The organism is Novosphingobium sp. PC22D (assembly GCF_002556635.1).
Taxonomy (GTDB): Bacteria; Pseudomonadota; Alphaproteobacteria; order Sphingomonadales; family Sphingomonadaceae; genus Novosphingobium.
Map to the genome: position 1 here is coordinate 25,421 of NZ_MWMO01000001.1, position 24,730 is coordinate 50,150.

General features: G+C 65.0%; 19 protein-coding genes. 10 read left to right on the top strand and 9 right to left on the bottom strand.

Translation table 11 applies throughout. The features are described from left to right. Nucleotides 1-19 precede the first annotated feature (19 nt). Nucleotides 20-1,648, top strand: a complete 1,629-nt coding sequence (locus B2G71_RS00105) for an aspartate aminotransferase family protein (RefSeq protein ID WP_206049218.1) — start codon at nucleotides 20-22, stop codon at nucleotides 1,646-1,648. A 52-nt stretch (nucleotides 1,649-1,700) separates the two neighbouring features. Here B2G71_RS00105 and B2G71_RS00110 read toward each other — a convergent pair whose 3' ends face one another. Continuing rightward, nucleotides 1,701-2,630 carry a LysR family transcriptional regulator gene (locus tag B2G71_RS00110; protein ID WP_098103752.1) on the bottom strand — a complete coding sequence of 310 codons (930 nt, stop codon included), beginning with the start codon at nucleotides 2,628-2,630 and terminating at the stop codon, nucleotides 1,701-1,703. Nucleotides 2,631-3,207: 577 nt separating this feature from the next. On the opposite strand from B2G71_RS00110, the gene B2G71_RS00115 reads away from it, so the two are divergent. From B2G71_RS00115 to B2G71_RS00125, 3 genes are all read left to right on the top strand, one after another. After that, nucleotides 3,208-5,682 carry a TonB-dependent receptor gene (locus tag B2G71_RS00115; protein ID WP_168176201.1) on the top strand — a complete coding sequence of 825 codons (2,475 nt, stop codon included), beginning with the start codon at nucleotides 3,208-3,210 and terminating at the stop codon, nucleotides 5,680-5,682. 71 nt (nucleotides 5,683-5,753) lie between these two features. Continuing rightward, a complete protein-coding gene (locus tag B2G71_RS00120; RefSeq protein WP_098103754.1) occupies nucleotides 5,754-6,740 on the top strand; it encodes an alpha/beta hydrolase in 987 nt (328 codons plus the stop codon). A gap of 106 nt (nucleotides 6,741-6,846) precedes the next feature. Beyond that, complete coding sequence (locus B2G71_RS00125) at nucleotides 6,847-7,950, top strand: hypothetical protein (RefSeq protein ID WP_098103755.1); 1,104 nt, start codon at nucleotides 6,847-6,849, stop codon at nucleotides 7,948-7,950. A 47-nt stretch (nucleotides 7,951-7,997) separates the two neighbouring features. Here B2G71_RS00125 and B2G71_RS00130 read toward each other — a convergent pair whose 3' ends face one another. The 4 genes from B2G71_RS00130 to B2G71_RS00145 all read right to left on the bottom strand — a co-directional run bounded on the left by B2G71_RS00130 (nucleotide 7,998) and on the right by B2G71_RS00145 (nucleotide 11,972). Next, nucleotides 7,998-8,669: an isochorismatase family cysteine hydrolase gene (locus tag B2G71_RS00130; RefSeq protein WP_098103756.1), complete on the bottom strand. Its 672-nt coding sequence runs from the start codon at nucleotides 8,667-8,669 to the stop codon at nucleotides 7,998-8,000. Between the two features lie 25 nt (nucleotides 8,670-8,694). Further along, the gene (locus tag B2G71_RS00135; RefSeq protein ID WP_098103757.1) at nucleotides 8,695-10,008 is read right to left on the bottom strand and encodes a glutamine synthetase family protein; all 1,314 of its coding nucleotides are present in this window, start codon (nucleotides 10,006-10,008) and stop codon (nucleotides 8,695-8,697) included. Nucleotides 10,009-10,149: 141 nt separating this feature from the next. Then, the gene (locus tag B2G71_RS00140; protein WP_098103758.1) at nucleotides 10,150-11,004 is read right to left on the bottom strand and encodes a MurR/RpiR family transcriptional regulator; all 855 of its coding nucleotides are present in this window, start codon (nucleotides 11,002-11,004) and stop codon (nucleotides 10,150-10,152) included. Nucleotides 11,005-11,117: 113 nt separating this feature from the next. Continuing rightward, a complete protein-coding gene (locus tag B2G71_RS00145; RefSeq protein WP_098103759.1) occupies nucleotides 11,118-11,972 on the bottom strand; it encodes an N-formylglutamate amidohydrolase in 855 nt (284 codons plus the stop codon). A 409-nt stretch (nucleotides 11,973-12,381) separates the two neighbouring features. On the opposite strand from B2G71_RS00145, the gene B2G71_RS00150 reads away from it, so the two are divergent. Beyond that, nucleotides 12,382-13,095, top strand: a complete 714-nt coding sequence (locus B2G71_RS00150) for a 4-hydroxy-4-methyl-2-oxoglutarate aldolase (RefSeq protein ID WP_098104361.1) — start codon at nucleotides 12,382-12,384, stop codon at nucleotides 13,093-13,095. Here B2G71_RS00150 and B2G71_RS00155 read toward each other — a convergent pair. Genes B2G71_RS00155 through B2G71_RS00165 form a run of 3 tightly spaced genes read right to left on the bottom strand, consistent with a single transcriptional unit; the run spans nucleotide 13,075 to nucleotide 16,870 of the window. Continuing rightward, complete coding sequence (locus B2G71_RS00155; protein ID WP_098103760.1) at nucleotides 13,075-15,390, bottom strand: penicillin acylase family protein; 2,316 nt, start codon at nucleotides 15,388-15,390, stop codon at nucleotides 13,075-13,077. The genes B2G71_RS00150 and B2G71_RS00155 overlap by 21 nt on opposite strands. 3 nt (nucleotides 15,391-15,393) lie before the next feature. After that, nucleotides 15,394-16,107, bottom strand: coding sequence for an SDR family oxidoreductase (locus B2G71_RS00160; RefSeq protein WP_098103761.1), 714 nt, complete (start codon nucleotides 16,105-16,107; stop codon nucleotides 15,394-15,396). Then, nucleotides 16,097-16,870 (bottom strand): SDR family oxidoreductase, encoded by a 774-nt coding sequence (locus tag B2G71_RS00165; RefSeq protein ID WP_098104362.1) that lies wholly within the window; start codon nucleotides 16,868-16,870, stop codon nucleotides 16,097-16,099. The genes B2G71_RS00160 and B2G71_RS00165 overlap by 11 nt, the downstream gene beginning before the upstream one ends. Nucleotides 16,871-16,985: 115 nt before the next feature. On the opposite strand from B2G71_RS00165, the gene B2G71_RS00170 reads away from it, so the two are divergent. The 5 genes from B2G71_RS00170 (at nucleotide 16,986) to B2G71_RS00190 (ending at nucleotide 23,793) form a co-directional block, all read left to right on the top strand. Continuing rightward, nucleotides 16,986-17,909: a polysaccharide deacetylase gene (locus B2G71_RS00170; protein ID WP_240529931.1), complete on the top strand. Its 924-nt coding sequence runs from the start codon at nucleotides 16,986-16,988 to the stop codon at nucleotides 17,907-17,909. A gap of 418 nt (nucleotides 17,910-18,327) precedes the next feature. Continuing rightward, on the top strand, nucleotides 18,328-20,667 hold the full coding sequence (locus tag B2G71_RS00175) for a TonB-dependent receptor (RefSeq protein WP_098103762.1): 2,340 nt from the start codon (nucleotides 18,328-18,330) through the stop codon (nucleotides 20,665-20,667). A gap of 150 nt (nucleotides 20,668-20,817) precedes the next feature. After that, entirely contained in the window at nucleotides 20,818-21,639 is an 822-nt protein-coding gene (locus B2G71_RS00180) for a carbon-nitrogen hydrolase family protein (RefSeq protein ID WP_206049220.1), read from the top strand. Further along, nucleotides 21,626-22,963 (top strand): MFS transporter, encoded by a 1,338-nt coding sequence (locus B2G71_RS00185; RefSeq protein WP_141521448.1) that lies wholly within the window; start codon nucleotides 21,626-21,628, stop codon nucleotides 22,961-22,963. The genes B2G71_RS00180 and B2G71_RS00185 overlap by 14 nt, the downstream gene beginning before the upstream one ends. A 14-nt stretch (nucleotides 22,964-22,977) precedes the next feature. After that, complete coding sequence (locus tag B2G71_RS00190) at nucleotides 22,978-23,793, top strand: creatininase family protein (protein ID WP_098103764.1); 816 nt, start codon at nucleotides 22,978-22,980, stop codon at nucleotides 23,791-23,793. Here the strand turns inward: B2G71_RS00190 and B2G71_RS00195 are convergent. Next, nucleotides 23,790-24,686 (bottom strand): LysR substrate-binding domain-containing protein, encoded by an 897-nt coding sequence (locus B2G71_RS00195; protein WP_098103765.1) that lies wholly within the window; start codon nucleotides 24,684-24,686, stop codon nucleotides 23,790-23,792. The two genes, B2G71_RS00190 and B2G71_RS00195, sit on opposite strands and share 4 nt — an antisense overlap. Nucleotides 24,687-24,730: the final 44 nt, after the last annotated feature.

A 24,730-nucleotide genomic window follows, 5' to 3' on the forward strand; every position in this document is an offset into this window, starting at 1 on the left:
GCGCCTCGGGCGCACGTTGATGGGCCTTGCGCGCCTTGCCAGGGCGCGGGTCATCGTAACGCCGAGTTCCAAGGACCGACCTTGTGGCACGCGCCGCCCGGTCGGAGGCGCGAAGTCGTGCGCTTCCTGGTCCATGGCACTGTGCATAACGGCCGGCTTCTTTGGACCGGACAAATTTGCTCACCAGTCAGAGCGAAGTATTTGCGCTTATCGACCTCAGCATCGGCGCGCTAATCCTTCCGCGAACGCAAACGTCGCGCATCTTCGACGTAAGGTATCGGAAGGAGCACTCCCAGCGATGAACGGCCCCGCGCAAGAGGCAACGGTCTCCCTTTGGAAGACGGCGGATCGAAATCTGCTCCGCTACATGGGCCTCGGCGGCGATTTCACTTCGTTCGTTCCAGAACGCGCGGAGGGTTCGTGGCTCTATGATGCCTCGGGCCGCAAGGTGCTCGACTTCACGTCGGGCCAGATGAGTTCGGTCCTGGGCCACGCTCATCCCGACCTGGTCGAGGCCTTGCATCAGGCGGCGGGGCGGCTGGATCACTTGTTCAGCATGATGATCTCACGGCCGGTGGTGGAACTGGCGGCGGCGCTTGCGGAACTGCTGCCGGAGCTTCCGCGCTCGATGTTCCTGTCCACGGGCGGAGAATCGGTCGAGGCGGCCATCAGGCTCGCCAAAGTCGTGACCGGCAAGTGGGAGGTCGTGGCCTTCGCCCAGTCGTACCACGGGTCCACCGGGGCCGCCGCGTCCGCCACCTATTCGATCGGGCGGCGCGGCCATGGGCCGTTGATGCCCGGCGCGTTCGCCATTCCCGCCCCCAACGCCTTCCACCCTCGCTTCCCGGGCGTGACCTGGGAACAGGAGCTGGATGACAGCTTCAATCTCCTGGACCGCCAGTCGACCGGCAATCTCGCGGCGTTCATCGCGGAGCCGGTGCTCAGCACGGGCGGCATCATCGATCTTCCGACGGGCTATCTCAAGGCGCTCAAGGGGCATTGCGAGCGACGGGGCATGTTGCTCATCGTCGACGAGGCGCAGACCAGTCTGGGCCGGACCGGCGAGATGTTCGCTTTCGAACGCGACGGCGTCGTCCCCGACATCGTGCTCCTGTCCAAGACACTGGGAGCGGGCATGGCCATGTCCTCGCTCTCGACGAGCGATGCGATCGCGCAGATCGCGCAGGAGCGAGGCTTCATGTTCGTGACGACCCATGTCAACGATCCGCTGCCCGCGGCGGTCGCGCTCAAGGTGCTGGAGGTCATCCGGCGCGACCGGCTGATCGACAATGCCAGGATGTTGAGCAGCCGCTTGCTGAGGGGGTTGCAGACGCTCATGCAGAAACACCCGTGCATTGGCGACGTGCGCGGCCGCGGCTTGTTGCTCGGGATCGAATTCGTGCCCTACGCGGGGCAAAGCGCGACGGCCATCACCTCGAAGGTGACCGAGGTCGCGCTCGAGCTCGGCGTTTCAGCCAACATCACCGGAGCCTACTCGGCGGGCGTGATGCGGCTTGCACCGCCGATCACCTCGACCGAGGACGAGATCGATTTCGCGCTGGAGGTGCTCGACACCGCGATTTCCGCCGCCGTCGACTCCCATCTGGCCGCCGGCCCGGTTCGGGTCGGGCGGCACGGCGAGCCGTGAGCGGTACGGTGGATGGCGCCGATGCCGCAGCGCGGCTTTGGACCTTGTCCGGTCATATCGCCGGACCGGCCGCGGCCACGAACCAATCGCGGATTGCCTCGACGCAGGCGCGCGGGCGCGAACCCGAGGGCGTATAGACCCAGTAGCTCACGCCGGGACGGCTGAGCTGGGGAAAGGGCGCGACGAGCGTCCCGTCCGCCACTTGCTGGTCGACCAGCACGCTGCTTTCCAGGACGATGCCCACCCCGTTGGCCGCCGCGCCGATCGCCAGGTGCGACGGGTCCATCTGGATGGCGCCCAGCGGACCATGATCGGTCTCGATGCCCTGCAACTGAAGCCATTCATCCCATGTCACGACGTTCTGGGCCGTGCTGACAAGCATCCGCATCGGCAGCTTTTCGGGTGCGTCGATGCCATGGCGTTGCAGCACCGCCGGCGCGCAATAGGGCTGGAAGACTTCTGACAGGAGAAGCTGCGCCCTGTCCTCCCAGATGTCCCTGTCTCCATAAACGATCTGCAGGTCGGCGGGCGCATCCGCCGAAAGCTGGAGCGGGATGCGATCGCCCTGCAGGTGGCTGCCTTGCGCATTCACCCGGATGTCCACCTCGGGCAGCGCGGCCAGCAGGCCATGCAGGCGCGGCAAGAGCCAGCAATGGGCGAAGGAGGGAGGCATCTCTATCCTGACCACCTCGATATGCGCGCCCGCCTTGCCCCGCGCCCGGATGTCGCTCGTCGCGGCGCGCAGGCGGCGGATGCTCTGCCGCACGGCACGGGCATATTCCGCGCCTTCCGGAGTCAGGGTCACGCCCCGGCCGACACGATCGAACAGCCGTACGCCAAGAATGTCCTCCAGCAGGCGGATCTGGTGGCTGACGGCAGACGGGGTGAGATTGAGTTCCTCTGCGGCGGACTGGAAACTCGAGGCGCGGGCAGCCGCCTCGAACACCGAGATGCCCCTCAATGGCAGCACCCGATCAGCCATTTGCCGTCTCTGTCATCGCTCCTGTCATGCAGCGTTCCTTTGCTCGCGCAGGGATAAGCCATCAAACCGCGGATGGAACCGAAAGTTTTGCTTGCTTGCCAACGGAGTAGGTCGCGCGGCCGCCGGTCGCGCCGCAAGTACCCGATGGCCGGAAGCCTCCTCGCGTTGAGGCTGGGCGGACTCGGGGCGGCTGACAAAGCGCATCGCGTTGAAAATATGGAATTTTCAGAGCCTGTCGTGGCCTGGCCCAAGCCGGCCGACGGCAAGGCGCCGAGCCGAACTGGTGAATCGAACTCGTCGATTAGGGCGAGTTCTTTGAACTTATCGATCGGGCTTTGCTCTCTATCATCCTCATTAATAACCGAGACGTATCACGTCTTAGAGAACACAATTAGTACTGCCTGCCTTAAGTTAAGTTGGCGGGCAGAAGCTTTCCGGCGCACAATCAATTGCGCCGAGAAAAGAAAGCGATGCGCGAAAATATATAGAAATTATAATGATCCGACGGGGGAGAGGCGTAAACTAACTATAGGGGGGTATCATGAAGTATCCGGTGGCCTCTGCTTGTGCAATAGCAGTGTACTCTCTCAGCCAAACCGCCGCCTCGGCGCAGGATTCCTCTGCGCAGGGCAGCGTCAACGACGAGGCTTCCGCGATCATCGTCACGGGAACTCGGCAATCGGGCATCACCGCGGCAGAGAGCGCGGCTCCGATCAAGCTTGTCAGCGACGAGATGATGTCCCACGTTGGCCAACCGAATCTCAATCAGGTTCTGGCGCAACTCGTGCCCTCCTTTCGGACCGCGTCCTTCGGCTCCGATGCCGCTCAGCTCACGCTGAGTTCCTCACTTCGCGGGCTGAACCCGAACCACACGCTGATCCTCGTGAACGGCAAGCGGCGCCACGGCAGTGCGAACCTGCAAGTCGGGTCGAGCCCGTCGCAGGGCGGCGCGGCTCCCGATCTCGACTACATCCCCGCCATCTCGATCGACCACATCGAAGTGCTCGAGGACGGTGCGGCGGCACAGTATGGCTCCGACGCGGTCGCGGGTGTCATCAACATCATTCTGAAGCAGAAGGAGGGCGGCAGCCTTTCCGTCACCGGCGGCAAGAACTACTCGCGCGGCGGCCTGATCTATTCGGGCGGGCTCAATTACGGCTGGAGCAACTCGCGCGGCTATCTCAACATGACCGCCTTCTACCGCAAGAGCGACGGCACGCGCCGCGGCGACCAGGATCTGCGCGCGGCCGGCTTCGACGGTAACCCGCCCGCCGGCTATACCGGAGCGTATCTCGCCGACATCCTCGCGGCCGAGGATTATCCCAACGTGACGCCCGCCTATGGGCGGGCCCGGTCACGCTTCGGCGTAGGGTCGTTCAATGCGGCCTACGAACTGACCGACGCCATCGAGTTCTATGGCTTCGGTTCCACCGGCTATCGCAACGCCGAGTCGCGGGCCTATTACCGCACGCCGAACGCGGTCGTCTCCACCGGAAGCGGGATCTATGCCGGCGGCGTGGACATCGCGACCTACAACGCGATCGCGGCGAGCGATCCGTCGGCCATCTTCGCGCGCAACGGATTCGTGCCGATCCTGGCGTTCCGCGAACGGGATTCGGCGATAACCGGCGGGTTGCGCGGCGAGATTTCGGCGTGGCGCTGGGACATCAGCACGACCAATGGCCATGACCGGGTCAGGGCCTACACCAAGCGCTCGGTCAATGCCGATCTGTTCGTCGAGACGGGCTCGCGCCAGCGCGACTTCTACGACGGGGCGTTCAGTGCAAGCGAATGGACCAGCAACTTGGACATCTCGCACGATTTCGGGAGCTTCGCCACGCTCGCCTTCGGCGGCGAATATCGCCGCAACACCTACGAGATCGAACAGGGCGAGCCGGCATCCTACTACAAGACGGGCGCCTCGGCATTCCCCGGCTTCGGACCGGAGGCCGCCGACGGCCATGCGCGCCACAGCCGCGCTTTCTATGCCGACCTGGCGCTGACGCCGGTCGACGGGCTGAAGCTGGACGGGGCGGTCCGGCACGAGGTCTTCTCCGATTTCGGGAAGACCACCAACTGGAAGCTGACCGGGCGGTACGATTTTACCCCCGCGATTGCCATTCGCGGGACGGCATCGACGGGGTTCCGCGCTCCTACCCTGGCCGAGGCCTATTACACGCAGGTCGGCGTTGGGCCGCTATCCGCGAACGTGAGGCTTGCCGCCAATTCGGCCGCCGCCGGCTTGCTGGGTATCGAACCGCTCGAGCCCGAGAAGTCGACCAGCTATTCGGCGGGCCTGGTCCTGCGGCCCTTGCCCAGTCTCACGGTCACGGCCGATGCCTATCAGATCGAACTGCGCGACCGCATCGTCGGGACCGCGAACATCCTCACCAAGAGCGTGGGATTCGACGCGGACGACCTCGTCTGGCAGGCGATCGTGGCCAGCGGCTTCGGCGTGGACAGTTCGGTTCCCCTCGTTGCCGTGTCGTCCTTCATCAACGGCCCGACGACTCGGACGCGCGGCGTCGACTTCACCGCAAGCTACGCCGCCGATTTTCAAGGCATGGGGCGCGCGAACTTCACTCTTTCGGGCGCCTACACCGATACCAAGATCACCAAGCCGACCCAGACGCCCGCCCCCCTTCAGGCCTACGGTGCCTCCATCGCCGATGGCCAGTCGGACAGCTTTCTGACCACCGTGACGCCGAAGCTCAAGCTGATCACGGGAGTCAACTGGAGCCTGGGAGGTTTCTCCGTCACGGCCCGCGAGACGTTCTATACCAAGTCGGTCGCCTACCTGAACAACGGCCTGCTCAATCGGGCCGTGGTCGACGGCGCCGCCATTACCGACCTGGAAATCGGTTACGAATTGAACGCGCAGGTCCAGATCTCGGCCGGCGCGCAGAACCTCTTCGACAAAAAGCCCAATGTGGTCGAACTGGTGCCCGGCGGTCTCACCGATGGGGGCGCGGTGGTGAACGCGCCGCTCACCTTCGGCCCTTATGGCATCGACGGCGGCTACTGGTATGCCAGGCTCGACTTCTCCTTCTAGGCTGGGGGCCGACGTCGCCCGCAAGCCGCACGCATTTCAACAGTCCATCCCCGAAAATTGAGGCCACGATCATGAAACTCGCCAGACCACGCCATCTTGCCGGTGTCCTTGCCGCCTTGCTTGCCTGCTCCATGCCCACGCCGAGTTTCGCGAAGGACATGTGCGCCCCCGGCGAGGCGACCGACCCACAACCGCTGCACATCAACGGGGCCAAGCCCTACGTCTACAAGACGGTCGGTAATACCGAACTTCGCCTCCACGTCTTCGCCTCGGCTGGGCGCGACCCGGCGGTGAAATCGCCTGCGGTGGTGTTCTTCTACGGGGGCGGCTTCATCTTCGGCGACATTCGCCGCTTCCAGACGCAGGCCACGCACCTTGCCTTGCGTGGACTGGTCACGGTTCTCGTCGACTATCGCGTGAAGTGCCGCGAGCCGGGCTCGACGATCGGCGAAGAGGTCGGGGATGCCAAATCAGCGATGCGCTGGGTGCGCGGCCATGCCGAGGAACTCAACATCGATCCCGCGCGGATCGCGGCGGTCGGAAGCTCCGCCGGGGCGTTCCTGGTCGCAGCGGCCGCTCTCGTCCCCGGTTTCGACGATCCCGCCGATGATCGTCGGATCGACCCGAAGCCCAACGCGCTCGTGCTCTACAATCCCGGGCTCGACTCCGGCTCGCCCGAAGCGGTCGCACGGATCGCCGCGAACCAGGGCAAGACCGATGCCGAGCAGGGCCCGGCGATGTCGCCCTTGCACCACCTCGATCGGAACCTGCCCCCCACGATCATATTCCAGGGCAAGAACGACATCCCAGCCATTCTCGATCCGACGATCGAATTCTGCGATCGCGCCAGGGCGCTGGAAGCCCAGTGCGAACTGGTGCTCTATGGCGGCGCGCCGCACGGATTCACCGAGATCTGGATCGCGCTCGACGAGCCCTCGCTCGGCTTGAACACCGAACGCTGGGCCGAGGACACGAGCCGCCGCACCGACGGCTTCCTGCAAGGCCTGGGCTGGCTCGAACCCGACCCGGTCGAACCGCTCGACGTTTCGGTTCGATGAAATCGCGTCGCTTCAGGCAGCCGACACGGGGCGAGGAGATGGACAAGGCGCGCCGCCCCGGCGTTCGCGTTTTCCATCTTGCGCCCCGACCCGCCGGGCTTGCGCCATGCCGTGGCTGATCCGCGTCGCGCTGACCCCGTCGGCGGTATTCCTGTCGGTCCTATTCGGCGGAGCCTTCGGTTCGGGACGCGAGGTCGTCCAGTTCATGACCCGGCACGGCCCGGCCGGAGGCTTCGTGTCGATGGCGGTCATCGCCGCGGTCTATGCGATCTGCCTCGCGCTCAGCTTCGAACTCGCGCGGCTCTATCGCACCTACGAGTATCGCGGCTTCTTCAGGCTGCTGCTGGGGCGCGGCTGGGTGGTCTATGAAGTCGTCATCACGCTTACCGTCATCACCGCGCTGGCGATCTGCGCGTCATCTTCGGGCGCGGTGCTCAATTCGCGTTTCGGCCTGCCCTCGCTGGCCGGCGGAGTGATCCTGCTGTTGCTGGTCGTCGCGCTCAATTACGGAGGCCGCGAGATGGTCGAGCGCTCGATGGTCTACAGCGTGGCCGCACTTGCTGCGATCCTCGCGGTCCTGCTGGCCATTGTCCTCGGTTCGCACGGAGCCGGCCTTGAGCGCGCCTTTGATTGCGGGTCCTCGTTCCCCGGTGCATTCGGTGACGGCCTGAAATACGCGATAACCAACACGGGCTTCATCCCCCTCTTGTTGTTCTGCGGATCGCATCTGCAGACCCGGGCCGAGACGATGACGGCGGGCCTGATCGCGGGACTCGTGGGCATGGCACCCGCGGTGTGCTTTCACCTTACCTTTCTGGTCGGCTATCCGCAGGTGCTTGGCGAGGCGCTGCCCACCTACTTCATGATCGAAGCACTGACCTCGCCGGAGTTCCTCGACGCCTACGTGCTGGTGCTGTTCATCATGATCGCGCAGACGGGAGTGGGCGTGCTGCACGGCGCGATAGAGCGCATCGATACATGGATGCAGCAGCGCACGGGCGCCCCGATGAACAAGCGCGGCCATGCCGTGCTCGCGGGCGCCGCGCTGGTGTCGAGCACGGCGCTGGCATCCGTGGGCCTGGTGGATCTGATCGCGCAGGCCTACGCCTATCTTTCGATCCTGTTCGCGTTGATCTACGTCGTTCCGCTCCTGACTATTGGAACGATCCGGATCCTGAAGGCTCCAGACCGGCAATATGCCAGCCCTTAGCGGTGTCGCGGGGAGCCGGCGGCTGCAACCCTGCGGACGCCGAGAGGTCAGGCCTCGGTTCGCGGCGCGTCTGTCGACATGCGGCCTATTTCCTCGAGCAGGGATGCCGTGTCGGTCAGCCTGCAATATCCCTGGGTCAGTTCGAGCGCCCATTGGTGGCGCTCCGGGGTGTAGGTGGCGCAGCAATCCTCGGGAACGACCACGAGGAATCCGAGGTCACAGGCGTCGCGAACCGCCGAAATGACACATTGGTCGGTCAGCAGGCCGACGATTATCAGCCTCTCTATCCCCAGATTGCGCAGCACATATTCGATGTTCGTGGAATTGAATACGCTTGAGGTGGACTTGGCGAAGCGCATTTCGTCGCGTTCGGGGCCTATTTCGTCCAGAACCTGCGCTTCGCGCGATCCTTTTCGAACATTGATCCCCGATATCTTGTAATCCAGACTGCGATCGCGGCCGTCGTCGGTCAGGTTTTCAACCGTGGTGAACAGTATTTCCGATCCAACGCGCCGCAAATTGTCCTGAAGGGATCGGATATTGGGCAAAAGCGCCTTCTCGATCCGATCCATATAGTAGCGCCTGTTTTCCGGCAGCGTCTCCCGTGTGACCCCGGCGAAGTCGCCATAACCGAACGCGGCGACTTCATACTGGACGTCGACGACGAGCAGCGCCGTCTTCGCAGGATCGGTGAGCGGGGTGTCTCGAAGCGGGTTCATCGTTGCGCTGCTCGGTGGATGTCGGTCAGTAGATTTCGGCGTATGCGGCGTAGGTGGAATCCAGCGTCATCTCGGCGCACTCCCGCGCCTCGTGTCGCTTGGCGAGGAGATAGGCCTCAACCAGGGGGGCACCAAGCGCGCTGCACAGCACGTCGTCCGCTTCGAGCCGATCCAATGCTTCGTCCAGCGACTGGGGCAGGCGCTTGATCCCCAGCGCATCGAGATCGGCCTGCGCCATTTCGGACGGGTCGGTATTGATCAGCGGCGGCGCGTCCAGGTTCTCCGCGATACCGTTCAGCCCGGCCGCGATCAGACCGCCCAGCACGAGATAGGGGTTGGCCGTGGCGTCCGCCGCGCGATATTCGACGTTGAACTGGCTGGCGGGCGGCGTCGCGCTGGTCGAAACGATCGGGCATATGCGAAGCGCGGCCTCGCGGTTGCGGTCTCCCATGCAGGTATAGGCCGAACTCCAGCGATGGGGCTGCAGACGCTCGTAGGATATCACCGAGGACGCGGTCAGCGCGCAGAGCGCGGCCATGTGCCGGACGACACCGGCGCTGAACGCCTGGCCGATCGCGCTGAGCCCACCCGGGCCGTCGGGATCGTGCAGGACCGGCTTTCCGTCCATGTCCCACAGCGACAGGTGGACATGCACGCCGCTGCCGATGCCGCCGGGCGCGCGGGTGGGCGCGAACGAAGCGTGGCCGCCGGCATGGCGCGCCGCCGCGCGCGTCAGTTCGCGCGACACAACGGCGCGATCCGCGGCGGCAAGGCCGAAGGCGGGGGCGAGCGTCAGCTCGAACTGCTCGGGCGCGAATTCCGCCAAAAGCATTTCGGGCGAGATCGCGGCCCGTTCGAGCAGGGCCATCAGCGACGATCCGAAAGGTTCGTGGCCGATCGCGCGCTGCAGCGAGAATCCGGGGGTGGCCGTGGGGGCGCCCGGCAACCGCAGCCAGAACTCCTGTTCGAAGGACGCCATGATCCGCAAACCCCGTGCGCCGAGCGCTTCGATCATCCTGCGCAGAAAGGAGCGCGCGCAGACCCCGGCCTCGTCTCCGGCGAGATCGGTGATGTCGCATAGTGCGAAGCGCAGACGGGGGCCGCCCTCGAGCGCGACGTCGACCAGACTGTCCGAATCGGGGCGGAGGCGGCAATCGCCGTGCGATCCCCAGGGGTTCGATGCGGGGATTCCGTCGAACGGCGAAATGACCTGGTTGATCGGAACCCAGCCGACGCTGCTCTTGAGCCCCTCGTCCTCGGTTCCCCAGGCGCCGCGTCCCCGGGTGATCGCGGCGAGGTCGGTTACGGCGTATTGCGTGAGCAGATAATCTTCAGCCATGGGTCGCGCGAACTCCGTAGATTTGCATTGCGTTGCCTGGACGAGGGCGGCGTTCAAGGCCCGCTGTTCGTCTCCGCGCCGCGCCGATCGAGGCGGCCGTCGGGCGTTTCAGAAGCGGGGAACGGACCTTGGTTTCGCCAGTCAGCTTGCCGAATTGGTCTCGCCGAAATGACGCAACTGCTCTATTTCCACGATGCGCTGACGCCCCTTTTCTCCGGCGGCCGTCGTTACCGCGGCCACGAGAAGCTCGAGAACGGCCATCATCGGCACGAGCGAATCGTAAGGCGAGGGCGCATCGAGATCGCAGGTCAGCACCTGATTGGCGACTCGCGCGATCGGAGAAAGCAGGGGGTCCGTGACGAGGATGACGGTCGCCCTGCGCAACTTGGCGAATTCCGCCAATTCCACGATATCTTCCTGATAGCGCCGCATGTCGAACACGACGAGGACGTCGCGCCGGCCGATATCCACGAGATGATCCCGGGGCGAGACCACGCCCGTGCGCAGGATATAGGCGCGGGGTCGCAACTGGTGCAGATGCCCCCAGAGTATTTCGGCGAGATGGTGCGTGAACCGCCCGCCCACCAGGTAGACGGCGTGCGAACTGTCCGACAGGAGATCCGCGACTTTCTCCAGCGTCTGCGTGTCGATCCGCTCGAGCGTGCGCTTGATGCCATCCGAAAAGATATCGGCGGCCTCCGTGCACAGCGTATTCTTCCCCGTCTGGCTCGACTGCCGGCCGTAAAGGTCCAAGGGCGAGGCGAGACGGTTCTGGATATCGTCGCGCAAGAAGCCCTGCATGTCGGGAAAGCTGTCGAAACCCAGCTTCGACGCGAATCTGAGGACCGTCGGGCCGCTCACCCGCGCGCGCTCGGCCAGCTTCGCCACGGTATCGAGTCCGCCCAGGAGATTGCTGGAGAAGAGCACGTCCGCGATGCGATGCTCGGCGGGCGTGAATTGCGGCGAATGCTTCTTTATTCGGTCTGCGAAATTCAAGGCCCGGGTCCCTTTTTCTATTCTTGGGCCGCATATGCCTAAAATGAAGCGTTTGTTTCAACATCTTTGATTCCCGCGGGCCGTTAGCCGGGTCGGGTCGGACATTGCGGGCGTCACCGGCCTTGCCCTGCAAGCCAGGCCGGGAAGCCTTTGACGCCGTCGTCGCCCTTGAGATACTGTTCGAGACGGTGAAGCTCCGGGCGGTCCGCGATGGAAAGCAGGCAGTCCACGAACCGGTCGGCCCACTCGCGACAATCGGGCACGGTCGCGACCAGATCCTGACGAAATTCGATCTGAACATGAGGAAGTCCCCGCGCCAGGGCATGCTCTGGCGTGGTGAAGTCGAGCCCCAGGTCCAGCCCGTAGGGCTCGTTATCGCCGACGATGATGTCGCCGCGCGAGCGCAAGGCTTCCAGCAGGGGCACGGCGATCCGCGGATCGCGGGTCCATCCGATTCCGACTTCCCAGGGACGGGCCGCGTCGCCGAGCGCCGAAGTGCAGGTGTGGATGGAGAGCAGCGTCGGGACGACGCCCGCCTCGAGCGCGTAGTCCAGCCGGGAAGCGATCGCTCCGTGATAGGCTTCGAATATCTCTGAGATCCGCTGCCTGCGCGCCTGCGCGCTCAACTGCCGATTGCCCGGAACCGCCCGCCGATCGGTCGTTTCGGGCATCGCGTCCGGGGCGTCGGGATAGCGATTGCAGTCTATCACCAGCCGCGAATAGACGCCCTCCACGAACGGCGCGTTGAGCCGGCGTGCGACATGGCGCGCGATTTCGCACGCCCCGATGTCCCAGCCGATGTGATCGAACCGGTCCGCGGCCGCGAGCCCGAGATCGCCGAGCGCCTGCGGGATCTCGTGTCCCGCGTGATCGCAGACGACGAGCCAGCGCAGATCGGTTCCGTCATGAAGTTGATAGGGGGGCGGGTCTTCTGGAGAAAGCAAGAGCGTATTGGTCGTCGCGGTCATGGGCGCGGCAACTCCATCTCTTGTCGAACGACTCTCTGGAACTTGTACACTCCGCCCTAACTCCACTATTCCATATCTTCGGCATCGCCCCGAATTCGAAGCGGTTCGGGGGAGCACCGAGCGGATGCACGTCGCGATTCGCCTGTCGGGCTCATGGGGCTCACGAATGTAACAAAAAAATCATTATGTCCATATGTAACCATTTAAAAATGTATCATATGCATGAGCATAATGAATCGGTATGGCTATCGGCGCGCATCCGCGCCGAGATAGGCCGCTGCCAGGCCGCAGTGATGCCGATATGTGGGAAATGTTCCATTTCTCTCCGGGGATCGAGCGGGATGGCCCTATCCCGATCGGACAGGGGGACGGGAATGCGCTGCGGATCGTCGGAAAGCAGGAAGATGCAATGATACCGAATTACGACATCGGACCGGAACCGGAGGCGATAAGTCCCGAAATCCTCGGCTTGCTGACCCGCTGCGAAACCGCGACCATCGGCCACTGGCGGTTGTGGGGCTTTTGCGCTCCCGCCATCCGGCCGATCCTGCCCCGCAAGCGCGTCGCGGGCACGGCGGTGACGCTCGCCTTGCCGGGGCCATGTTCCACCTTGCTGCACTATGCGATGGATCGGATACGGCCCGGCGACATCCTGCTCATCGACCGGCTGGGCGACAGGCGGCATGCCTGCTGGGGCGGCGGCGTGACCTGCGCGTTCAAGGCCGCAGGCGGGGTGGCCGCCGTGATCGACGGTGCCTGCACCGATGAGGCCGAGATCGCGCAAAGCGATCTGCCGGTCTGGTGTCGCGGCGTTTCCGCGGTCACGACCCGGCAATATGGTCTGGGCGGCCGGTTGAACCGTCCGATCTCGGTGGGGGGAGCCGTCGTCCAGCCCGGCGATGCCGTGCTGTGCGACAGTTCGGGCGTTCTCGTTCTCCCGCCGGACGAGGCGGAAAGCGAAGCGCGGCGGGCGCTGGCCTTCCAGGAGCAGGGGAAGGCGGTGGAAGCGGGCCTCGCGCGCGGGGACTCGCTGCCGGAACTTTCGGGTGCGACGGCGCGCGTGGAAGAGGCGTTGCGGGCGGCGGCGCGAGAGAAGGCCGCTCTATCGGGTGGACCGCGATAACCCGGCATCGGGGACGGGCGTCAGCGTGAAACGCCGCTCGGCGGCGGCGTCCACGGCGTCCTGTCGGTAAAGCATGGGAACATAGGCGCCATCCGCCCATGGCCGTTCCAGATCGTCGAAATGGCTGCTTCGCGGATCGCCTGACTGGCCGGGCGTGTTGATCCATCGCGATTCATCCCAGTTGCCGACATCGATCACCATTCTGACCGACGCGCCGGTGGTGACTGAAAACCCGTCGGCGCCATATCCCGCGGCCGCGATTGTCGAATCGGTTCCGCCCACGCCGAAGCGGCGCGCCTTGCGCTCAGGCATGAAGCCGAGGCCGGCCAGCGGGTGCGCGAAGGCGATCCCATGCAATCGGCCCCAGGCCCAGCGCGCCGGATCGTCGCCCATCCGTTCGGACGCCTCCGTCCAGGCATCCGCAAGCGTCCGCGCGAAGTTGGCGTCGCACCATGGCCCGCGCTCCGGCGTCTCGAGCAGATCGAGCGCCGCTGCGGGATCGAGCGGGGAAACGCAGGTGAACAGCGAGGGGTCTTCGCTGACTTGCAGCAGGAGCGCGGGAAGCAGATGACGCGTCCACCAGATTTCGAACAGCGCGGCGGCGGCGCTGTCGGCGGACATGGTTCCTGGCCAGTCGCGCAACAGATCGAGTGCCCGATCCGCTCCGGCGCCGCGCCGGGTATGCTGTGCGATCAGCGCGCGCATGCGGACCGCGACGAGACTCGTCTGATCGTTTTGAAACGCGCAGCTCGCGGCGATGTCGTGGTCCGTCCGCCCGGCGAGCAGGGCGTCTATTCTGAGAGCGCGCGAAGGTTCGGTCCATTCGAACCCCACGGGCGCTTCGCCGTCATCCCCGACATTGGCCTCGTTGGCGGTCGCGATGAAACCGCATTCGGGATTGGTGCGGCCGTACCGTGCCGAAAGCGCTGTAAAGCCGCCCCATTCGTTCTCCGGCGCGCCGGCCAGCGGCAGCAAGCCGTCGAATCCCTTGCGGATCGGCGCGCGACCGGCGGGCGACCATGCGATATCGCCCGCGATGTCGGCGCAGACGAAGTTGACGGGCGGCGTGCTCCAGCCGTCGAGCTCCCGCCGGAAGCCCGCGATATCCCGTGTGCCGATCAACCGCGTCGCGTGGAAATAGGGGGCGGAGCCGGGTTCGGACCACACCGAGCGCACGGCAACGAGCGTGGGGCCGCCACCGCCGCGATGAAGGATCGGCCCATGATGGGTGAATTCCAGATCGACCGGCACGGACCCGTGCCCGGCAACCGCGATCTCCTCGCGGATCCGGGTGATGTTCCGGGTCTCGCCGCCGTGCCGATAGCCGCTTTCGCCCTCGGCCGGATAACAGTAGAGTTCTTCCTGATCGAGGCCCGTGAAGATCGTCAGGCCGAATGCCAGATGCCCGTTATGGCCGATCACGATTCCCGGCTGCGCCGGCTCCCCGGCGCCGATGACGTCGATGCCCGGGGCGGTGAGATGAACCAGATAGCGCAGCGACGGCACGGCATGGGCGCGATGGGGGTCGCTCGCGAGAATCGGCCGGCCGGTGCTTGTATGGGCGCCGCCGATGGCCCAGTTGTTCGATCCTTCCGCTCCGCCCGCGCTCGCCGGCGTGCGCCATCGGCCGATCTCGTCGATCCGGGCGTTCAGCCGTGCCTTTTCGAAGGTTACCGGCGCGGTGGCGAGCGCGTGCAGGTCCAGCGCGGCAAGCGGAACGTCCTCGATCGGGAATCCGGGATCGAGGCGCACCGGCGTTTTTGGCGTGCGCTTCTGGCGCAGGGCGTCGACCGCATCGAGCCCGCGCGCGAGCATGTGCGCGCGCAGCAGCTTCGAGCGAAGATTGCGGATGAGGCCATGGGTCCGGATGCGGACGACATCCTCGGCCGCCCATTTCTGCGGCTGCATGGCGAGGAAGGGAAATTCGGGCGGCAGCAGCGCCGGCTCATCCGCCACCTGGTCGATATAGGCGTTGATCCCGGCGGCAAAGGCCCGCGCGATCGCATGCGCCCCCTCGCCATAAGCGGCCCATTCGTCCCGCATCGATCCGCGATAGAGGAACAGCCGGTTGGCGCGATCCTGCTCGACGTAGCCCGGCCCCAGTTCGGCGGATAACAGGCCGAGCCCGCGCTTGCGCCACAGGTCGATCTGCCACAGCCGGTCCCTTGCCGCGTTATAGCCCTGCGCGAAGAAGAGATCGTCGCGGTTCTGCGCCGCGATGTGCGCGATTCCCCAGCGGTCGACGGTGATGGTGACGCAGCGATGAAGTCCGGAAACGGCATAGGCTGTTTCCATCGGTCAGGCCGCGATGCCGCCATCGACGGTCAGCTCGGCGCCGGTGACGTAGGCGGCGGCATCGCCAGCCAGCCAGCAGACCGCTTCGGCCACGTCCTGCGGCGCGCCGATCCTGCGCTGCGGGATCATGCCGCGGATCGCCTCGGTGCGCTCGGGCGGATTGACCGCGGCCATGGGCGTGTCGATCAGGCCGGGCAGAATGGTGTTCACCCTGATGCCCAGCGGGGATAATTCCCGGGCGGCGCTGCGCGACATGCCCCGCATGGCCCACTTCGACGCGGTATAGGCGAACGCGCCCTCGCCGCCGCTCAGCCCCGCGACCGAGCCGATATTCACGATCGCCCCGCCCTGTCTGCCCGCGAACAGGGCGGGCGCCGCCTTCAATGCCAGGAACAGACCCTTCTGATTGACGGCGAAATGCCGCTCGAAGGAGGCGAGACTGGTGCGTTCGAGTGGCTGCGGGTCGAAATGCGCCGCATTGTTCACCAGCAGGTCGCAGCCGCCGTGGCGTTGATCGACATGCGCGCGGAGCGCCGCCCAGCTATCCTCGCTGGCGATGTCGTGGCGAAAGACGCCCGGCGCGTCGTCGCCGAGCTCCTTTATGTCGGTGGCCAGAACGGCGGCGCCCGCCGCGCGCAGGCGGGTCACGATCGCGCGTCCGATCCCGCCCGCCGCGCCGGTCACGATCGCGACACGACCCGCCAGGCTATTCGCCATGGCCGACCAGTTTGGTGACGAGCCAGCCGCCATCCACCACGATGGTGTGCCCCGCGACGTAGGAGGCGTCGTCGGAACAGAGAAAGGCGACGACCGAGGCGATTTCGGGCGGCTGCCCCACTCTGCCGGCGGGGACCGTGTCGACCATGTGGCGGCGATACCACGGATCATTGTGGATGAAGTGGCTGTTGCTGGGGGTCTCTATCACACCGGGCGCGACGCCGTTCACGCGGATTCCGCGCGGGCCCAGATCGGCGGCAAGCTGGCGCGTGAATTGCGAAAGCGCCGCCTTGCTGACCGCGTAGACCGTGGATCGCGGGAAGCCGATCTCGCCGAAAATGGACGAAGTGTTGACGATCCGCGCCCCGGGCGTGGTGAGCAGCGGAAGCATGGATCGGGTAAGGCGAAGCACCGAGCGCAGATTGACGGTCAGCGTCAGGTCCATCAGCGCGTCATCGGTTTCCTCGAGCGTCTTGAGATCGCCGAGCCCGGCATTGTTGACGAGGATATCGGCGCTCGTCCCCATTTCGCGAACTCGCTGCACGACCGCGTCGGGCGCGCCTGTTTCCGACAGATCGACGCAAAGCGAAGGCAGGTCGAGTTCGGCGAGTGCATCGGCATTGCGATCGACCGCGAGGACGTTTGCCCCTTCCTCGGCCAGTCTGAGGGCGCTGGCGCGGCCGAGACCGCTGGCGGCGCCGGTGACGATGGCGAGTTGGCCGGCGAACCGGCCGTGGGCGGAGAGCGGCGAAGGAGACGTCATGTAATTCATGATACGCAATAGCACAATTGGGTCAACATGGAAAAATATTGACAGTCACCGACAATTGGTGCTTCCTGACACGGTTTCGCCGGAAGTTCCCATGGAGAGCCCGTTGATGCTGCCCAGACTGAGTTGCTGCCTCACATTCGACGTGGACGGCATGTCTGCATGGATCGGCACGCTCAAGACGCGCAACCCGAGCATGATTTCGCGTGGCGAGTTCACCATTACCGGGACGAGGCGGGTGCTGCAGTTGCTGCGCCGCCATGACCTCCAGGCGAGCTTCTTCGTGCCCGGGCATACGATCTGCGCCTATCCGGACCTCATTCGCGAAATCGCCGACGCAGGCCATGAGATCGGTCATCACGGCTGGGTTCACGAAAATCCGGCGGACTTCGAACGCGAGGGAGAGCGCATCGTGCTCGAGCGGGGGCTTGCGGCGATGGAGCGGATCGGGGTCCGTCCGGTCGGCTATCGCTCGCCGGCATGGGATTTCAGTCCCAACACGGTGCCTCTGCTCAACGAATATTGCTTTCTCTACGATTCGAGCTGCATGGGCGACGACTTCAATCCCTACTATCTGAGGGCGGGAGACGAATTTTCGAGCGACGAGCCCTACCGGTTCGGCGCTCTCACGCCGCTGGTGGAACTGCCCGTGAGCTGGGGGCTGGACGACTATCCCGCCTTCGAAACCATACCCGGGATCAACCGTGGCTATTCGCCGCCCTCGGCGGTCGAGGAGATCTGGGAAGGGGACTTCGCCTACGCCCACGAGCATTGCCCGCAAGGCATTTTCACCCTGACCATGCATCCCGAATTCATCGGGCGCGGGCACCGCATCGCGATGCTGGAGCGGCTGATAGAACGATTTTCCCGGCGCGACGGCGTGCGGTTCAGTTCGCTCGCCGCCTACGCGGACAAATGGCGGACCGCCAATCCGCTCGCCGAGTGGCGGGAGGCCAATCCCCTGCGGGCCGGCAGCGGCGCGATCGAGACCCTGCCCCGGCAGGAAGGCGCATCTCGCCGGCAGACCGCCTAGGCGAGGCCGGCCTCGCCACGTCGCCGCCTCGCCGGAGCTTCTAGCCCGCCTGCCGGGCATTTGGCCCGGAGGGGAAGGGTGGTCGGTATCGCCCGCCGCCGAGGCATCTTTCGGCCGCCTTCCCGAAGCCACGAACGACGGGAGGCTCGCGACGGCGAGTTTTCACGCGCTGCCTCGCCTGCGCGGCGGTGATCGACTCAGTTTCCGCCGAATCCGTGCTGCCGCCCCAACGTGCGCGCTTATGTAATAAAAATTACATCGTCAATTGCGGGCTATCCCGACAAATGGCGTAAATTCAGCGGCATGGGTGCATCGCGTTTCAAAATACCTCACACAAATTTCATATTGATTGTATCCGGCATATATGTAACGTTTATGCCATAAGAAGACACAGGGCAGGCAGAAAAGGGGTTTCGACATGTTTACCAAGGCTCTCCTCTCGCCCGGGGCGCGCGCGTCCCTGGCCGCCACCGTCGCGCTGGGGGCGCTTGCGACCGGCCAGCAGGCGGCGGCGCAGCAGGCTCCGGACGCGGAAATGGCGGGGATGGGTGAGGAGATCACGGTCACGGCTCGTAAGCGTGACGAATCCCTGAAGGACGTGCCCGTCGCGGTGACCGTGTATTCCTCGGCGGAGCTGGAGCGGATCAACGCCACCAATGTCGAAAGCACGCTCGGCATGACGCCCGGACTGTATGTGGGCGGAAACTTCCTGTCTCCCAGCCGCGACTATCGCCAGCTCATCATTCGCGGCGTCGGCACAAATTCGCCGCTCGAGCCCTCTGTCGCCACCTTCGTCGACGGCGTGTACTCGCCCGCGCTCGATTTCGACAACGAGTTGCTGGACATCGAGCGGATCGAGATTCTGAAAGGTCCGCAGGGCGCGCTCTTCGGGCGCAATACCGAAGGCGGCGCCGTCAATATCGTTACGAAAAAGCCCTCGCTGACGGACATGCACGCACGGGTCCAGCTTCTCTACGACAACTTCGACACCGCGCAGGCGACCGCGTCGCTCAGCGGCCCGATCATCGATGGCAAGCTGTCCGGGGGCGTGTCGGTTCTGGTTCGCCACTCCGACACCTTCTTCGATCAGAATGGCGCCAACGTGATCACGCCGAATCCCTTCTTCCCCGACCGCGATCTGGCCCAGGAATTCAATAGCAAGTATACCAGCTACAAGGCCGCGGACGGCGAGCGGCAGGTCACGGCGCGCGCCAAGCTGCGCTACGTGCTCGACGACAGCTTCGAAGCGGTCCTCAGCGCCAATATCTCGCAGTGGAAGGGGCAGGATCAGGCGCCCGGCCCGATGGTCGACTGTCATTGCTATACGATCGACGGGGATCAGGCATTCCAGAATACCAGCAAGTCCTACGGGACGGCGCTGACGCTGGAAAAGAGCTTTACCGGTGCGACGCTGACGATGATCGCCGGCTATCAGAAGGCCAAGAGCTCCGCGCCGCACGATTTCGACGGCACCACCGACCGCATCGGCAACTACGAGGACTATGATCGCATCCAGTCGAGCGCCTCGGTGGAGCTGCGCCTGGCATCGAACGGGAGCGGCCCGCTGCAATGGCTCGCGGGTCTCTACGGCTTTCGCGACAAGTCGTTTACCGATCGCTTCTATATCTTCGCCGACATGGACGCGGAGGATGGTATCCAGTCCGGCTATGACGGGCTCTGGAACCAGCAGCTAACCGATATTCGCCGCAAGGGCGTCGCCGGTTTCGGGCAGGTCTCCTATGATATCACGGACCAGCTCGAACTGTCGGTGGGCGCGCGCTATTCGTGGGAAAAGGCGAAGGTGACCGCGCTCGAACGCTTCGAATTTCCCGACAATGGCGTCTATCCCTACCTCACCAGCCTGGACTATGGCTGGGACGATTTCGTGACCCCGGTTCACCGGAGCGGAAGCTGGGACAACTTCTCGCCGCAGGCTTCGTTGCTCTACAAGGTGACGCCTGACGTTTCAGTCTATGCGAGCGTCGCCAAGGGGTACAAGGCGGGAAGTTTCCAGACCGCGCCGGTGCGCCCAAGCGACGTCGTGCCGATCGACCCCGAAAAGACGACGAACTATGAAATCGGCGTAAAGGGGCGCCTGTTTGGCGGATTGCTCCAGTTCGATGCGGACGTGTTCTATGTGAAGATCAAGGACCAGCAGCTCTCGGCGGTCATCTTCCTAGAAGGATCGGACTTCCCCACGACCACCATCACCAATGCCTCCAGCAGCCATACCAAGGGCTTCGAGCTGACGGGACAGCTCCGCCCGACGCAGCGCTTCAGCATCAATGGCAACGTCGCCTTGGTCGACTCGGAGTTCGACAACTATTCCGTCCTGCCCGGCAACGACCGCAATGGCGACGGTGTCGTGAATGCCGACGACGTCTATGACCGGTCGGGACAGGCCTTTCCGAGCACCCCGAAATGGACCTATACGATCGGAGCCCAGTATAATCTGCCGCTTGCGGACTCGGATATCCTTTTCGACGCCAACTTCCGTCATGTCGACAGCACCTATGTCGGGTCCGCGTCGACATCGGTCGATCCGATCATCCCCGTCCCCGGCTGGAACCGGCTCGATGCCAGCGTGTCTTGGATCAAGGGGAACTGGACGCTCAAGGCGTTTGCCCAGAATCTGACCGACAACTACATCGTCCTCTCGCGGTTCAATTCGTTCAATGTCCAGCCCCTGGGCGGCTTCGTGCACAATCGGGTAGCGGCGCCGCGGCGTGTCGGCGCGTCCGTGACGTTTAAATATTGATGCGAACGGGCAGGCCGGCGACGATGCGGCAGCCGGCCTGTCCCGAATGCGGCACCGCGTTCCACGGAAGGGCCGCTGGACTATAATGAAGCTGATCGCTCTTGCCGGCATTGCGTTTTCCCGCGCCGTTCCGGCGGGCGTCGAGGCGATATGACGGGCAGCGCAATGCGGGTGGCAGCAGTTCAGATAAACAGTCAGCCGGACGTGGCGGCGAATCTCGACAAGATGGCGCAGCAGGTCGAGCAGCTCATGGCCGGCGCTCGTCCCGATCTTATCGTGTTTCCCGAGTATTCCTCCTACATCTCCTCCAGCGCGGACCTGCTGCGGGCCCGGGCCGAGGCGGAAGGCGTCGGCCCGGCCTGCGCGTGGATTTCCTCCCTGGCGCGTCGCCATGCGGTGAACATTCACCTCGGCAGCCTGATGGAGAAGGCCGAGGGCCGCTTTTACAATTGTTCGCTCGTCTTCGACCGGTCCGGCGCGATCATCGGGCGCTATCGCAAGATGCATCGCTTCGACGTGACGCTGCCGGACGGAACCCAAATCCTCGAATCGGAGATGGTGGAGCGCGGCGACGAGGTGGTGACCGTCGATATCGACGGCATCCGCTTCGGCCTCGCCATATGCTACGATCTCCGGTTCGGCGAACTGTTCCGCGCGCTGGAGCGCAAGGGCGCCCAGGTGCTCCTGATACCTTCCGCCTTCGCGCAGCAGACCGGCATCGACCATTGGGAAGTGCTGCTGCGTGCGCGGGCCATCGAAACCCAGTGCTATGTCGTGGCGCCCGCGCAGATCGGCTCCTACGACCAGGGAACGCGGACCAGTTTCGGCCATACGATGGCCATCGATCCCTGGGGCGTCGTCGTTGCGCAGGCCGGCAACCGCGAAGGCGCGATCACGGTCGATATCGATACGCACCGTCTCGCCGCGATCCGGGCGATGCTGCCCGTGGGCAAGCATCATGTCCTTAAATGAAACCGACCCGCCGATGAAAGGGTCGGACGAGGGGATCGGCCGCGGCGGACTGTTCGACTGGCTGGTCGTCTTGCTGCTGCTCGTCACGTCGCTGGTTTCGATGGTGGATCGGTTTGCGCTCTCGCTGCTGCTGGAGCCGATCAAGGCCGATATGGCGCTCACCGACGCGCAGTTGGGGCTGCTGACCGGCGTCGCGTTCGGCCTGTTCTATGCGACCTTGAGCCTGCCCATGGGGTGGCTTGCCGACAGATGGTCGCGCAAGGCGACGATCAGCGTCGGAATAGCCGTCTGGGGCATGGCCACGGCGGCCAGCGGCATTGCCGCCAACGCGCTGCAATTCGCCGCCGCGCGCATGTTCGTGGGCGTGGGCGAGGCCGCGCTCGCGCCTTGCGCCTATGGCATTATCCATGACCGTTTCCCCAAGCATCAGCTTGGCCGCGCGATGAGCGTCTATCAGATGGGCGGTATGCTCGGTGCCGGCTTCGCCATGTTCGTGGCTGGGATCGCCTACGACTTCTTCCTCGCCCATCAGGGCGCGCCGCTTCCGCTGATCGGCGGCCTCGCGCCGTGGCAGCAGACCTTCCTGGCGCTCGCGCTCCCCTGTATCCCGGTGCTTCTTCTGATCGCGGCGATGAAGGAAGAACGCCGTCCGCCCATCGTGAACGCGCCGGGCGAGGCGCCGGCGACCAGCCTGCTCGCCGCCTTTCGGGCGGACTGGCTGTTCTATTTCGCCACCTTCACCGGCGTCGCGGCAGTCATTCTCGTCACCTATGCGCTGCTCAGCTGGATGCCCGCCATCCTGATGCGCGAGTTCCAATGGTCGGCGGTGGAGGTCGGCAGCTCCTATGGCACGCTGGTGGTGATCGCCAGCATCGCCGGACTGGTCGTCGGCGGCACCAGCGTCGATCTGATGGCGCGAACCAGGATCGCGCAGCCCTATCTGGTGCTGAGCCTCGTGGTCGCCTTGCTTTCGCTAGCGCTGGTGGCGCTGTTCGGGCTCGCGTCCGACGCTCGGATGCTGCTTGTCGTCGCTGCCGCGCTGCATTTCGTGATGGCGACGCCGATCGGCATCATCCCCGCCTATGTCCAGCTATCCAGCCCCCCGGCGGTGCGCGGGCAGATGTCGTCGGTCTACGTGCTGGCGGTCAACATATTCGGCCAGGTGGTAGGGCCGACGGCGGTCGGCTTCATCTCGTCCCTGCGCCCCGACAGTCCGGGCGGTCTGCGCCACGCGGTCGTCATCGTCAGCAGTCTGTCGCTATTGGGCGCGATCCTCCTGCTCCTCGTTGCCGGTCGCGCGCGGCGGCCGGCGCTCGCCTCGTGAAGAAAAGAAACGCCATGGCCGCACCTTCCCCCGAAGTCCGCATCAGCCACTTGCCCGGTGGCAGGGTTCGCGAACTCCTGAAGGACAATCCCGTGATCCTGCTGCCGATGGGCAGTCACGAGGATCAGGGCCCGCACTTTCCCATGGGCGACTATCTGCTGCCTGAGCGAATCGCGCAGCTCGCCGCAACGCACGCGCAGCAACGCGGCACGCCCTGCTTCGTCATGCCGGTCATGCCCTACGGCGGCGACGACTATTTCCGCACCGCGCTCGGCGGCGCCGTGCTCTCGCCCGCGACGATGGAAGCGGTGCTGGGCGACATCGTCGGCTCGCTGCTGGATAACGGCCTGACGCGCATCGTCATGCTGAACGGCCATAGCGGCAACGTCGCGCCGATCCTGAACACGATCCGCGAGGTTCGCCGGTCGCGCGGGATCGCCGTTCCCAGCCTCTATCTGTGGGAAGCCGCCTTCGCGATGCTGCCCGATATTCTCGGCCCCGAGGAAGCGGCGAGCCGCGCCGGCCATGGCGCCGATCCGCTGGGCAGCGTGGGACTGCACCTCATGCCCGAGCTGATCGACCGCTCGCTGATGCCCGACCCGCGGCCGATCCATGCCGATCCGATACTGGGCCTGCCCTCGGTCAATCTCGGCCGGGTGCGGGTCAAGGATGTCGAGGTGACGTTGTGGACCGACTATGCCGAGATCTACAACGAAGGCACGAGCGGGGGCGATCCCAGGCGATGCGACGCGCGGACCGGCGCGGCGATCACCGACCGGCTGGTCGAGACGGTGGTCGAACTCGCCCGGCTCCTCACCGAGAAAACCTAGCCGCTGCTCGTCTGCGTCGCGATCCAGTCGCTGAAATCGACCAGCGCCGGGTTGGACTCCCAGTCGCTTCGGCGAACCAGATAATAGGCATTTTCATCCTGCAGGACATGTTCGAACGGTATGACCAGCATCTTCGCCTCCAACTCCGGCGCGATCAGGAAGCGCGGGATCAGCGCCGCGCCGACTCCGCCCGCCGCGGCCTGGGCAAGCATCAGGAAATGCTCGAAGACCGGCCCCTTGACCGGCGGCAGTTCGGAATGTCCGCAGGATGCGAACCAGCGGTTCCAGGCGGTGAGGCGCGAGGCTTGAAACAGCAGCGGCTTTCCGATCAGGTCCTCCGGTTCGCGGACATTGTGCCTGCGCAACCAGTCGGGCGCGCACACCGCCACCATTTTCTCGCGGAAGAGGAAAAGGTGCGAGGCATGCGGCCAGTCGGGCGGCCCGAAGTGGATCGCCGCGTCGAACCCCTCGTCGCGCAGATCGAAGGGAAACGACCGCGCGGCGAAATTCACCGTCATGTCGGGATGGCGCGCGGTCAGGTCTGGCAGGCGCGGCGCGAGCCAGCGCATCCCGAAGCTGGGCAGGGTCGCGATGCTGAGTTCCCGCTTGTCCGCCTGACGCATTGTTTGCTGCGTCGCGGACCGGATGCGGTCGAGCGCGATCCGGATTTGCTCGGCATAGGCCGCTCCCGCCGCGTTCAGCGAGACGCGACGTCCGTTCCGGTCGAACAGGCTGGTCTGCAACCAGTCTTCCAGGATCGCCACCTGCCGGCTGACCGCGCTCTGGGTCAACCCGATCTGCTGACCGGCCCGCGAGAAGCTCCCATGGCGCGCCGCCGCGACGAAGCTGTTGAGCGCCGCCATCGGCGGCAGGAGATGGCGCGTCTCGTTCATTCCATTGCCTCATGATTATATGACGTTAATGCATTTAGAATCCG